The following is a 13,318-nucleotide window of genomic DNA, read 5'->3' as shown; positions in this document are numbered from 1 at the left end:
AATGGCTAATGGCTTTTGTCGGAATACAATTCCTTTTCTGGTCTATCACTGGCATGTATATGGTGATTATGGATATTCACTATATACATGGCGAGTCCTTAGCTAAGAGTAAGAAAGCTGGAATAGATTTAGAAAGTGTGGATTATTCCATTGCAGAACTTGTTGTTGATTACCCTGAAGCTAGGCAAGTCAGGCTTATTCAAAGCAGAGGAAAGCCTTTGTATTCTTTTATTAATGGAGAACATGGGAAAGTAGTAATTGATGCTGAGACTGGGGCTGTTCAAGCCCTAGTTGATGAAATCAAAGCAAAAGAAATCGCACAATACCATTATGCGATGAATCATAAAATCGACAGTATAAGGTTGATTAAGTCAGCGACAAACATGCCTGCTGAGTTGTCCCCTAGGCATTTACCTGCTTGGAGAGTGACGTTTGAGCAATTCGCTACACCGACATTTTATATAAGTCAACAAACAGGAGCGCTTGTTGCCAAGCGTCATGATTACTGGCGATTGTTTGATTGGATGTGGCGCTTTCATATCATGGATTACGATGACGGCGAAAATGTATCTAACTGGTTTTTGTTCTTGGTTGCAACTTTAGGTCTAATGGCCACGATTACGGGAGTTATTTTGACGTATTTTCGAGTGTTCACCTCCACTAAAAAGGGGGCATTTGATGCGACTATTTAAATTAAATACATCGATACACAAATGGCTTTCTTTAGTGGTTGGTTTACAACTACTTGTTTGGTTAGGTACGGGCCTTTACTTCAATTTAATGGATCACAGTAAAGCCAGTGGCAACGAGCATAGAGTTTATTCTCATCACGAAGGTAACATTGCTGATTTTAACCTAATCCCTATTGAAGATATTACTAGTGAGTCTCCGCAGGAAGTAAAGCTTATATGGGTTTTACATCAGCCCTACTATCACTTGGTATTCGATATGGGCCTACATAGCTACCAAGTGCGTCACTCAATGCTATTTGATGCTGTAACAGGTAAGCGATTTAATCTGTCTGAAGAACAAATTATAACTTTAGCAAAAAATTCCTACTCAGGTGAGGGGAAATTAACTGCGCCAGAGTTATCTCAACCACCATTTTCTGATCACATAAGGCAGCTAAATCCAATGTGGAAAGTTGCTGTTGAGGATGAAAATAATACAACTATTTATTTAGACAGTGTTACTGGTCAAGTACTTCGCCATGCCAATGATGATTTCAGATTAAAAGATTTGATGATGAAGCTCCACTTTATGGACTATGGCAATTCTGGAGGGTTTAACCATTGGTTGATCATTGCATTTGCTTTTGCAACGCTATTCCTTTCAATTACTGGTGTTACTTGGCTGATACAACAGTATCGAAGTGGTTTACTGAAGCTAGGTTGGGGCACTAACAGGCAAAAAGTGGCTGTGACTTTTTCCAATGAAAATACAATTACTGACATTTCAGCAGTTGGCAGCTCTACTGTATTAGAAGGGCTTGCTAGTTCACGTGTATACCTATCGTCAAGTTGTGGTGGCGGTGGTACATGTGGCAAATGCGTGTTCTTAAGTTCAACTAAATTACCAATCACACTACCTGAACGGGAACATTTATCTCAAGAGCAACTTAAGGAAGGCTTTCGGCTTGGATGTCAGCATAGATTCTCTGAAATTAGTTCGATTGAAGTTAATACTGATCGCAATATTGAAAATCATGAGCTAGTTGTGGTTGCGACTAATTTCATTACTCCTTTTATCAAGGAAGTGAAATTTAAGCTGAAATCAGGCAAACAATTGGCATTTAAAGCTGGTGCATATATGCAATTTGACGTGCCAGCAGGGGTGAATAGCCTACGGCCAGATGATATGCCAGAGAACTTTGAAAAATACTGGGAAAGTTATTCTCATGGAAAGTTTTCACATGACGGCGTAACTCGCCATTACTCCTTGGTTAACTTTGATCAAGAAACAGATGAGCTAACCTTCAACATCCGCTGGCAAACGGCTAAAGATGGTTATAATGCAGGTATAGGTTCAAGCTATTTAGGGTCACTCGAAGTTGGTGAAACGATAATCGCAAAAGGTCCTTTTTCTGATTTTTACGCGACTTCAGGTAAAAAGGTTCCTCGCATCTTTATTGGCGCTGGTTCAGGACTTGCTCCACTCAGAGCGATCATTTTTGAACAGTTGAAAAAACGTCAAGACGAAAGTGATTTGACTCTCATCTATGGTGCGCGAACTGAAGATGATTTGCTCTACTGCGATGAGTTGAACTCATTGAGTGAGCAGCATAAAAACTTTTCTTATATTCCCACACTTTCTAACCCTTCAGAACAATGGCAAGGGCATTCTGGCTATGTACAGCAAGTACTGCTGCCGTATTTGAGCCAAAACGTAAAATTCCTGTATACAGAATTTTACTTGTGCGGCCCAGAAGCAATGATGAGTGAAGTGGAACAAATAATTACTGATGTTGGTATACCCAGTAATCAAATTTTCAAAGACAAATTTAGTCGTTAATACATAAATTAAATAGAGGTAAATATGAAAACATTAATTAAACTTTTAACCGTAATCAGCGTTGTTTTTAGTAGTGCGGTTTTCGCGCATGTGCATCTTGAAAAAAGCGTGCCTGCTGATAATGCAATGCTAATGAAGACTCCAGAAAAGTTAACATTGGCATTTAGCAAAGAAGTTCGTGTAGTCAAAATTACATTGAAAAACAAAAAAGGTGAAAAGGTTAAGTTCGGCTTCAAACCTACTAAAGAGGCCAATACCGAATTTACGTGGAAACTACCGAAACTTGCACCTGCTAACTATGTTGTTGATGTTACTTTCTTAGGTAAAGATGGGCACAAAATGAAAGATAGTTTTGGCTTTATGGTTCATTAATCTAATGGAGTGATTGCTATGGAAATGTATATCTGGAATACAGTCACTGTGCTGTCAAAAGTTGTATTTTACGTTGGCTTTGCCTGTATTGCTGGTTATACATTTTTCAGGCCGATTTTTGAGCGCAATGAATGTCATAACAATTCATTGACAGCAAACCTGAGATGGATGAGGGCTTCGATCATCGTCGCTTTGATTGCTAATGGTGTTTGGTTCTTTGCAAGTACTGGTGCAATGGCAGAAGAAGGCATTCAAGGTGCATTCGACCCTGATATGTTAGGTATTATGTGGGACTCTTCTATTGGTGATGGAACTTTGCTTCGAACTATAGGGGTAATGATAGCAATATTGGTATTAATATCACCGTTCAAACTCAAATCAGTAGTACTGAACAATTACCTAAAACAAGGCAGTTTGGTATCTAGTTTATTTTTACTTGCATACACCTTTACCTTAGTAGGCCATGTATCTGAGCTAGGCGTGTTCGAAAAAGTATTGCTGATGCTCCATGTGCTTGTTATGGCTTGGTGGTTCGGAGCGTTGTTTCCGCTTAAACAAGCTTGCGATGAACAGGACTATGAGCAGCTCTACTCAGTGATGGACAAATTTGGAAGGCAAGCAAGTATAGCGGTGAGTCTATTGTTAATTGCTGGCCTTTGGTTAGCTTTTCAATTAGTTGGAAATGTTGAAGAGCTGTTTAGTTCAAGCTATGGGCAAACACTGCTGCTTAAATTAGCTCTCGTCACTTCGATATTGGGCATCGCAGCTAAGCATAAATTAAAACTCGTCCCACAACTTAAAAATAACGATGGCAGAGACGCACTATCTAAATCTATCTCAATAGAAATGGTAGTAGCTTTTGCCATTTTATCTGTAACGGCTGGGCTTACTAGTGTTGTTGGCCCTGCAAATTGAAACCTAAAAGAGAGAATGAAAATGAAAACAATAAATATATTACTCGTTTTGTTAATGACGTTTAGTTTCACAGCAAACGCTCACGGTGATAAACACAAAGGAAAAGGCTTGTTTAAAGGTGTAGATACCCCTGCTGCAAAAGTTGTTTTGACATTTCATCAAGCACTTGAAACTGGCAATAAAGAACAGGCTAGAGCGCAGTTAGCGGATGATGTCACCATCTACGAGGGAGGACGTGTTGAAAGAAGTGCTGATGAATACGCCCATCACCATATGCTGTCGGATATGAAATATCTCGCTTCTATGAAGAGCAAAACACTAGAACACCAAGTGACGGTACTTGGAAACACCGCTATCTCTGCTTCGCGCAGTCATACTAAAGGTACTTACAAAGGTAAAGAGCGCGATTATCAAAGCATGGAAACAATGGTTCTCGTAAAACAAGACGGTGAATGGAAGATCAAGCACATTCATTGGTCACACTAATTTATTGGTCAAACAACGGAGAGTCAAATGAGAAATAACAATCCATTACATCGAGTTTCTACGCCACGTAGACGCTTTGTACAAGGATTAGCTGCTGGCGGTGTATTAGCTGCTTTTCCAAGTATTCTTCATGCTGCTTCATCTTTAGCGGCGGGAACAATAACAGGTACTGTGCCCGAACTAAGTGGGGAAGTAATAGATCTGGTGATAGATGAGTCACCAGTAAACTTCACAGGTGTTGTAAGAACCGCTACGACAATAAATGGCTCAATACCAGCGCCTACCTTGCGCCTTAGAGAAGGTGATGATGTTACGATTAGAGTAACGAATAAATTATCAGTACCGAGTTCAATTCATTGGCATGGCATCATTCTTCCGTATCAAATGGATGGCGTTCCGGGTATTAGCTTTAAAGGGATAATGCCGGGTGAAACCTTTGTTTATAAATTTAAGCTGCAACAAAGTGGCACGTATTGGTATCACTCACACAGTGGCTTTCAAGAAATGACAGGTATGTACGGTGCATTAATCATTGAGCCAAAAGAAAAGGATATTATTAGTGCAGATAATGAGCATATTATCCAATTATCTGATTGGACTGATGATGACCCAATGGATTTGTTTCGCAAGTTAAAAGTCCAGAGCGATGTGTTCAACTTCAACCAACCTACCGTTCCAGAGTTTTTTGATGACATTTCAAATAGCAGCGTTTCAAACGCGCTACAGCGCCGTGAAATGTGGAATAAAATGAGAATGAACCCTACAGATCTTACAGATTTATCAGCATCAGCAATGACTTTTTTAATGAATGGCACTGCGCCAATGGCAAATTGGCGTGGAATGTTTAAAGCCGGAGAAAAGGTTAGACTCAGGTTTATTAACGGCGCTAGCAATACGTTTTTTGACGTAAGAATACCTGAGCTGAAGTTAACAGTTGTACAAGCTGATGGACAAAATGTTGAACCTGTGACAGTCGATGAATTTAGATTTGGCCCCGGTGAAACTTATGATGTGATTGTTGAGCCAAAAAATGATGCGTATACCATTTTTGCTCAAAGCATGGATCGTTCAGGTTATGCTAAAGGAACTTTATCAACGGCACCTAATATTGATGCACCAGTACCTGCTCTAGATCCTGTTGAGTGGCTAACGATGACAGATATGATGGGTAAAATGGCCCAAGGAAGTGAGCATTCCACAATGGCTGGTATGGCAGACATGTCGGGTTTGAATTCTAAAAAAATGGGTCATAGCTCAATGGGCCACGGTTCGATGGCGATGGATCATAGTAAACATGGAATAACTAAAAGCCCATTGGCTGTTGCTAGCACCAAAGTGCGTCATGCAGAAACAGAGTATGGAGCCTCAGTTGATATGCGTGTTGATATGCCCAGAACAAATCTAGATGATCCCGGTATAGGTTTACGTAAAAATGGTCGCCGTGTTTTAACACTTGCAGATTTACATTCTCTTGAGGGAATTACAAACCAGCAAGAGCCAGAAGCTGAAATTGAATTACATTTAACTGGAAACATGGAGCGTTATAGTTGGTCATTTGATGGCTTGGAGTTCGGAAAAAGCACGCCAGTCCACATGAAACACAATCAACGTTTAAGAGTTATTTTACAAAACGATACAATGATGACACACCCCATGCACCTGCACGGTATGTGGAGCGATTTAGAGAATGAGCAAGGAGATGTTCAGGTTCGTCGCCATACTATCCCCGTACAACCAGCGCAAAGAATTAGTTTTTTAACAACACCTCATGACGTAGGTCGTTGGGCATGGCATTGCCATTTATTATTCCACATGGATGCAGGTATGTTTAGAGAGGTAGTTGTATCATGAGAAAATTAATACTAACCAATACGTTAAGACTATTATTAATAGGTTTGCCCCTTATAAGTGTATCTGTATCTGCAAAAGATGAGATGGCTGAGATGGGTGATTCTAAAATGCAAGCACAAGGTGGAGATGCACCTAAAGATGCTAGAGACCCACATGCTTATGCAGCAGGCACAACTTTGACTGAAGGTCCTTATGCACTCAATAGCGACAAACGATTAACCTTGGCAGATGAACATTCATTTTATGCGCTACTAGGAGATCGTCTTGAATATAATGAGCAAACAAACGCAGGTGTATTTGACTTTCAGGCATGGTATGGCACTACTTTTGATAGATTAGTCATAAAAACCGAGGGTGACTTCAGCAAAGGTAGTTTAGAAGAAAACCAAACTGATATTTTATGGAGTCACGCAGTTTCAACATATTGGGATACACAAGCGGGGATACGATTTGATTACAGCAAGGACGGTGAAAACCGCCATTGGCTAGCTTTTGGCGTGAGGGGGCTTGCTCCATATTGGTTTGATCTCGATATGACTGCCTACTTGGGCGAAAAAGGCAATACAGCATTATCGCTTAGAGCAGAGTATGAGCTATTACTCACACAAAAGTTAATTGTTCAACCACGAGCAGAGTTGACGTTTTACGGTAAGGATGACGTCCAAAATAACCTTGGTAGTGGTCTATCTAGCAGTGCTATTGGTTTTCGGGTTCGTTATGAGTTTACCCGCCAGTTTGCTCCCTATGTTGGCGTTGAGTGGACAAATAAATTTGGTAATACAGCCGACTTTGCCAAGTTAAATGGGCAAAGTACTCGTGATACTGCTTTTGTTGCAGGTATCAAGTTTTGGCTTTAAAGCGAAGAAATAATTATATCGACTCGATGAGAGCTACTGCAATTATATTGATGGTAGCTTTTCATTTTGTCTGGGATTTAAACCATTTTGGCTATGTCACAACAGACATACCCAATGGCATTTTCTGGAAAGAGTTTAGAGCATTAATTGTAAGTCTGTTTTTGTTTTCAGTTGGTGCCAGTTTGGTTTATTCCTATCAGGGTGGTATATCAGCGAAGAAGTTAAGTTGTCGAATGGTTAAGATAACTAGTGCTGCGCTTCTAGTAACATTATCTTCACTTTTTACCTTGCCTGAACACTGGATTTACTTTGGTATATTACACTTCATAGCAGTTGCGACGCTTTTGTTAGTTTGGTTGGTGGACAAGCCTAAACTTTCTTTGCTGCTTTCTATATTTATTTTTGGTGCATATTTAGCTATAGAAATACCTTGGAATTGGCCTTTTAACTATTTTGAATATTATGTATCAAAACATCCTAGTGATTTAGTTACTCTATTTCCTTGGTTGGCTTTACCGTTACTCGGTATCTGGGCTGCACATTTCAAAAGTTTTGGTATACCTTCGGCAAATCAATATCAAATGCCTTCTTTTGTAACATTGCTAAGTCGGCACTCTTTGTTAATTTATTTGTTTCACCAACCTTTACTTTTTTCTGGTTTTAGAGCTATAGAGTGGGTTGCATAAAGCAGAATAGGTTGTTAAATCAATGTTCAAGGGGGTGTGTATGTTTAGTGTCCATGGCAGGTGGAAAATCACTGTTAGTAATAATATAGTCGTGCAGTGGTTTGGAGGTGCATGGAATGAAGAAGCCATTATTCAGTATGTTAAAGAATTTAGGCAAAAAACGTCTCCACTGATAGGCGAACAGTGGGCCATTTTATCATTTTTTGATGAATGGGAGTTGGGTGTGCCCGGAATAGAGCCGATAGTTGCGGAGCACTATGCTTGGTTCATTAAAAATGGCTGTATTAAAGATTGTCATGTGTACAAGCCTAGTGCACTTAAAGCTGAACAGTTGGAAAAAATGATCCCATATTCAGAACCGGGTTATGAACGCAGAGTCTTTGTTTCTTATGATGATGCTTATGCTTGGCTTCAATCCCATCAGTTTAAATTAGACAACCCAGAGATTTTAAATCTATTTGGTGAGCTAAAAATGTAAATATAAGTTTTGGTTTAAAATTTGATCAGGATCATAGAGTTATTTTCACAAGTTGTTAAAGTTTATGATGGTAAAGAAGGAATCAGCATGTTAAGGCTTTTCAGGTGGTTTAAAATAGTAATGCTAACTATGTTGCTTACGCAGCATGGCTTAGTTATTGCTGAACCTATGAATTGTGAAGAACATCATAATGATTCTTCTGCCACGCATATTATGCAATCCGCTAAAAATATGCATCATCAATTAATGAATGACAATAATCACCATCACGATGAAAATTCAGTAGAAGCTACCCACAATCATGCTGATGAAGACTGTGAAAAATGTAAAGCTGGTGACTGTGCTTGTTGTGAAGGTGGATTTTGTGCAAGCTTTCATTTAAATGCCTATCTTGTGCAGGATGAAGAAGATAGTAGCCGCAATATTCACCTTGAATTAATTATCCAACAAATACTCCCGCCAGTCTCTGGCATTCACCTCTTACCTTATCGTCCCCCAATTATTGGCTAATCACGGGATCAGTGCGTCTTTTTTCGCCAGTCCCATCAAAAATAGAACGATTTATTCATTGGTTTAAATAACCAACTGTTTTGAACAATTAGCACAATATTTTGGGAGGCATGATGAACATGCTCAAATTATTGCCATTTGCAATAGCTACCGCTGTTGCGAGTGGGCAACTCTTAGCGAATGAACAACAAAATAATAGTCGCTTCGCGTTAGCGGGGTATGGAGACGTAAAATACGAAGAAAGTAAATTGATGGATACTAGTGCATTCAGCGCACGATTTGTACCTATATTCTTGTTTAGTCTCAGTGACAAAATGCATATAGAAGCTGAAACTGAAATCTCAGTTGATGAAAATGGGGAAACTGAAATTGAGCTTGAATACGCTGATCTTCATTATTTTCTTTCTGATACAACGACTTTTACCGCAGGTAAATTTCTACTCCCATTCGGCCAGTATGGACCGAATCAACACCCTAGTTGGATAAATCGCTCAGCATTTTCTCCCGGTATTTATGGCGGGTTAGGTGGTCATGGTGGTTATCAACCTATGCAAGGTTTGTTACCGGTGATGAGTGATATTGGCGTTGGCATTCAACACATTATTCCGTTGGGTAAAAACCAAAAAATATTTTTTGACGCATATGTGACCAATGGACTAGCTGCCGAGGCTACACATGGCGATGAAGAAGGTGATCATGCTGAAGGGGAAGGCGAGCATGAAGAAGTTGATGATCATGCTATGGAACTTCCTGAACTAGCGTTTGAAGCAACGAGTGCGGATAACAACTCTGACAAAGCATTTGGGGGTCGTATTGCGTATGCCTTTCTTCCGGGTATTGAGGTTGGCGCTTCCTATTACACGGCAAAATATGATGATGATGAAAAGCTAGGATTTACAGCAACTGGTTTTGATATTAACTGGATTGGTAATCATTACATCGTCAGAGGGGAATACATCAAAACTGCAACCGATGCCCTTGAAGAAGATGAACATGAAGAAAACAAAGTGATCACATTTGACCGCAATGGCTGGTATCTCCAAGCAACTTTTATGGCAGGAAAAATGTTCAATGTATTACAAGGAACCGATTTCGTCGTTGAATATGCTGAGACCAATAAAATTAACGAAGCAGAGCGTTGGGCTTATGGCATTAATTACTGGTTAGACAGTCGAGCAGTCATTAAGGCGACATACGAAGATACAACTGTTCACGATGGGGAAGACGACAAGCGCTTCGCTATCCAATACAGCTATGGCTTTTAAGGGGATACCTAGATGAAATCAATTATTCAAATATTATTGGTTGCCAGCTTATATCTTTTGTCTGCTTTTAGTTCTTATGCACAAGAGAAAATTTCCGGTGCAGAAGTGATCAATAACAACTGTGCAAGATGCCATAACGCTCGCGCTGTTCATGAATTCTCAATTCCAGAATGGAAAGTCATTATGCCGCATATGCGAGAAAAGGCGCATTTAACAGGTAAAGAAACGCAAGCTGTTCTTGAGTTTTTGGAGCTAACTAGCCAAAGCGTACCTTTGGCAAAAAAAGTAGCGCCAGAAAACCCCATAGCGCCTGATGGAAAGCAATTATTTACTCAATTTGGTTGCCAAGGTTGCCATTCATTTAAAGGTGATGGTGGCACAGTTGGCCCAGCGTTAGATGAAACGATTAAAAACAAAGGGATCGGCTTCTTTATCAATAAGCTTCAAAACCCTCAGTTTAATAACTCATCTTCACCTATGCCTAAAATGCCGCTAAACGAGCAACAGATAAAAGCAATAGCGGAGTACATTAAATCATCAGGAAACGCTTGACCTGTGTCTTAGACACAGGTCTAAGCTGTAGGTGAAAGTGCAAACTTAGGCGAAAAACTAAGGAGTAAATATGAAAGTAACAGAGCTGGCAAAAAGTCTTGGAACGACTGCTGATACGGTGCGCTATTACACGCGATTGGGACTGTTAAAACCTGCTAAGTCAGTGAACGGCTATAAGTCTTACTCGAATAAAGAGGTATCGAGACTTAAGTTCATTTTAAGTGCCAGAAACCTTGGTTTTTCCGTTGCTGATATCAAGCAAATTCTTAATGAATCTGAAGATGGTAAAAGTGCGTGCCCATTAGTCAGAAGCCTGATCAAAGAGCGGCTTGAAGAAACAGAAAAACAGTTTCAAGCAATGTTGGCACTTCGAGGAAAAATGTCTTTAGCTCTTTCTCAATGGGAAGAAATGGAAGACAAAGCACCGACTGCAAACATGGTTTGTCATCTCATCGAAAACTTTGAGCAAATTAAAACGGCATAGGAGGAAAAATGGTGGCTACTAAAACAAATATCAAAACTGAATCAGGCTGTTGCTGTCAGGCAAAAGCTCAATCTTCTTCATGTAAAAGTAAGGAGAATACGTTGGAGAAAGTATCACATAACCAACAGCTCATCATAGAAGGAGCTGGGTGTGCTAGCTGTGTAGGCAAAATTGAAGGGGCGTTAAAGGCAACGCTTGGAGTCGTCAGTGCGGAAATGAATTTTGCTGATAGGACTGTAACAGTTTCTGGGACAGCTAAGACAGAAGATTTGATCAAAGCTGTTGAGTCTGTGGGGTATAACGCGAAGCCAATTGATGATAGCTCGGCAACAGATGCGCTTGACGAGAAAGAGGCGGCGGATTGGGCATATTACAAAAAGCTAATGCGCGATACGTTTATTGCCCTTTCACTCGGCGTTCCTTTGATGATCTACAGCATTGTGGTTGGAGAAATGACGGTTGAAACAAACCTTGAACGCATGTCTTGGCTGGTTGTCGGCATTTTAACTTTTGGTGTTATGTATTTTTCAGGTAAGCATTTTTATGTTGGCGCTTGGAAAAGCTTTAAAAACCACTCCGCTAATATGGACACTCTAATAGCTTTAGGAACAGGTACAGCTTGGGTGTATTCGATGGTTGTCGTGTTTGCACCTGACGCCGTTCCATTGATGGCACGGCATGTTTATTTTGAAGCTACAGCCATGATCATTGGCTTAATTGATTTAGGTCTAGCATTAGAAATAAAAGCCAGAGGTAAAACCTCTGAGGCCATTAAACGTCTTATCGGCTTGCAAGCCAAAACAGCAACCGTGGTTCGTGACAACAAAGAGGTTCAGATAGGTATCGAACAGGTTTTGCTTCATGATGTTGTGAAGGTAAAGCCGGGTGAAAAAATTCCCGTCGATGGTGTAGTATTGGAAGGGCACACCTCTATTGATGAGTCCATGTTGACAGGCGAACCGATGCCTGTTGAAAAAGCCGAAGAAGATGAGGTTGTCGCTGGTACTTTGAACAAATCAGGCATGATTTTATTTAGAGCCACACGCGTTGGTAAAGACACGGCGCTTGCGCAAATCATCAATATGGTGAAACGAGCACAAAATTCAAAACCGCCGATTGGCCGCTTGGCCGATGTTATTTCAGCTTTTTTCGTGCCTGTAGTGATGATCATCTCTGTGTTAAGTGCGCTAGCATGGCTTAACTTTGGACCTGAGCCAGCAATTGCTTTTGCCATCGTATCAGCAACCACCGTACTCATTATTGCCTGCCCATGTGCTTTGGGCTTGGCAACGCCCATGTCTGTCATGGTCGGAGTAGGAAAAGCAGCAGAAGCCGGAGTGCTTATTCGAAACGGTGAAGCACTACAAACCGCCTCTAAAATCACTGCCATGATTTTAGATAAAACGGGCACTATTACTGAAGGAGCACCTAAGGTAACCGATATTGTCTTAGCAAAAGCCACTGACGAAAAAGACGTGCTACAGCTTGCAGCAAGTTTAGAAAGTGGCTCAGAGCACCCCTTAGCGCAAGCGATTGTTGAAAGTGCATTAGATAAGGATATTGAGTTACTAAAAATTGAAGCGTTTAACGCCATTACGGGTTTTGGTGTAGAAGCAAACTGCAACAATAAAGCCCTGCTTTTCGGAAACGATAAACTAATGAAGTTAAAAGGCATAGACCTCACTGGCTTTGTTGAACAAGCGCAGTCTTTAGCCAAAGAAGCCAAAACACCTATGTACTTTGCTGTAGATGGTGAACTTGCAGCAATCATTGCAGTTGCAGATCCTATTAAATCAGACTCAATCTCTGCTATCAAACGACTTCAGGCTAATGGTATACGCGTCATCATGTTAACGGGTGATAACAAGGAAACCGCTGCCGCTGTTGCCAAAAAAGCGGGTATTAGTGAGTTTCTTGCTGAAGTGCTGCCAGAAGATAAAGCCAACAAGGTGAAAGAGCTACAAGAAGGCGGCGAAATTGTTGGTATGACAGGAGATGGCATCAACGATGCTCCTGCGCTAGCGTTAGCCGATGTTGGCTTCGCCATAGGCACAGGGACTGATGTAGCTATCGAAAGTGCTGACATTACCCTAATGCGTGGTTCACTTCATGGCCTTGCTGATGCCATAGCGGTAAGCAAAGCTACTTTACGAAATATAAAACAAAACTTGTTTGGCGCGTTTGTCTATAACGTAGCCGGGATTCCTTTTGCTGCGGGGATTCTATATCCCTTCTTTGGCATTCTGCTTAGCCCTGTAATTGCAGGAGCTGCAATGGCGTTTTCGTCATTGACTGTAGTGTCAAATGCAAATCGACTTCGCTTTTTTAAAGCAAAAGAGAATTAAGGAGAA

Annotated in this window: 14 protein-coding genes; all 14 read left to right on the top strand. The window is 40.6% G+C overall.

What is annotated here, in order from left to right:
* The first annotated feature begins 68 nt into the window (after nt 1-68).
* The 14 genes from ACHSBP_RS20465 (at nt 69) to ACHSBP_RS20400 (ending at nt 13,312) form a co-directional block, all read left to right on the top strand.
* Nucleotides 69-692, top strand: a complete 624-nt coding sequence (locus ACHSBP_RS20465) for a PepSY domain-containing protein (RefSeq protein ID WP_284295604.1) — start codon at nt 69-71, stop codon at nt 690-692.
* Nucleotides 679-2,511: a 2Fe-2S iron-sulfur cluster-binding protein gene (locus ACHSBP_RS20460; RefSeq protein ID WP_395390315.1), complete on the top strand. Its 1,833-nt coding sequence runs from the start codon at nt 679-681 to the stop codon at nt 2,509-2,511. The genes ACHSBP_RS20465 and ACHSBP_RS20460 overlap by 14 nt, the downstream gene beginning before the upstream one ends.
* Nucleotides 2,512-2,535: 24 nt before the next feature.
* Nucleotides 2,536-2,883 carry a copper resistance protein CopC gene (locus tag ACHSBP_RS20455; RefSeq protein ID WP_138478145.1) on the top strand — a complete coding sequence of 116 codons (348 nt, stop codon included), beginning with the start codon at nt 2,536-2,538 and terminating at the stop codon, nt 2,881-2,883.
* An 18-nt stretch (nt 2,884-2,901) separates the two neighbouring features.
* A complete protein-coding gene (locus ACHSBP_RS20450; protein ID WP_395390314.1) occupies nt 2,902-3,798 on the top strand; it encodes a copper resistance D family protein in 897 nt (298 codons plus the stop codon).
* Between the two features lie 15 nt (nt 3,799-3,813).
* Nucleotides 3,814-4,284 (top strand): YybH family protein, encoded by a 471-nt coding sequence (locus ACHSBP_RS20445; RefSeq protein WP_395390313.1) that lies wholly within the window; start codon nt 3,814-3,816, stop codon nt 4,282-4,284.
* 27 nt (nt 4,285-4,311) lie between these two features.
* Nucleotides 4,312-6,135, top strand: a complete 1,824-nt coding sequence (locus ACHSBP_RS20440; RefSeq protein WP_395390312.1) for a copper resistance system multicopper oxidase — start codon at nt 4,312-4,314, stop codon at nt 6,133-6,135.
* The gene (locus tag ACHSBP_RS20435; RefSeq protein ID WP_395390311.1) at nt 6,132-6,992 is read left to right on the top strand and encodes a copper resistance protein B; all 861 of its coding nucleotides are present in this window, start codon (nt 6,132-6,134) and stop codon (nt 6,990-6,992) included. The genes ACHSBP_RS20440 and ACHSBP_RS20435 overlap by 4 nt, the downstream gene beginning before the upstream one ends.
* The gene (locus ACHSBP_RS20430; RefSeq protein WP_395390310.1) at nt 6,983-7,678 is read left to right on the top strand and encodes a heparan-alpha-glucosaminide N-acetyltransferase; all 696 of its coding nucleotides are present in this window, start codon (nt 6,983-6,985) and stop codon (nt 7,676-7,678) included. The genes ACHSBP_RS20435 and ACHSBP_RS20430 overlap by 10 nt, the downstream gene beginning before the upstream one ends.
* A gap of 40 nt (nt 7,679-7,718) precedes the next feature.
* Nucleotides 7,719-8,156, top strand: a complete 438-nt coding sequence (locus ACHSBP_RS20425; protein WP_395390309.1) for a hypothetical protein — start codon at nt 7,719-7,721, stop codon at nt 8,154-8,156.
* A 21-nt stretch (nt 8,157-8,177) separates the two neighbouring features.
* Nucleotides 8,178-8,666: a hypothetical protein gene (locus ACHSBP_RS20420; RefSeq protein WP_240721915.1), complete on the top strand. Its 489-nt coding sequence runs from the start codon at nt 8,178-8,180 to the stop codon at nt 8,664-8,666.
* Nucleotides 8,667-8,779: 113 nt separating this feature from the next.
* Entirely contained in the window at nt 8,780-9,931 is a 1,152-nt protein-coding gene (locus ACHSBP_RS20415; RefSeq protein ID WP_395390308.1) for a porin, read from the top strand.
* Nucleotides 9,932-9,943: 12 nt separating this feature from the next.
* A complete protein-coding gene (locus ACHSBP_RS20410) occupies nt 9,944-10,483 on the top strand; it encodes a cytochrome c (protein WP_395390307.1) in 540 nt (179 codons plus the stop codon).
* 70 nt (nt 10,484-10,553) lie between these two features.
* Nucleotides 10,554-10,967, top strand: coding sequence for a MerR family transcriptional regulator (locus ACHSBP_RS20405; RefSeq protein WP_138478134.1), 414 nt, complete (start codon nt 10,554-10,556; stop codon nt 10,965-10,967).
* 101 nt (nt 10,968-11,068) lie between these two features.
* Nucleotides 11,069-13,312 carry a heavy metal translocating P-type ATPase gene (locus tag ACHSBP_RS20400; protein WP_395390337.1) on the top strand — a complete coding sequence of 748 codons (2,244 nt, stop codon included), beginning with the start codon at nt 11,069-11,071 and terminating at the stop codon, nt 13,310-13,312.
* The last annotated feature ends 6 nt before the right edge of the window (nt 13,313-13,318 follow it).

The sequence above is a fragment of the Pseudoalteromonas sp. XMcav1-K genome, assembly GCF_044005875.1.
Lineage (GTDB): Bacteria > Pseudomonadota > Gammaproteobacteria > Enterobacterales > Alteromonadaceae > Pseudoalteromonas > Pseudoalteromonas spongiae.
The sequence above is the reverse complement of the archived record's forward strand: the minus strand, read 5'-3'. Positions and strand labels throughout refer to the sequence as shown.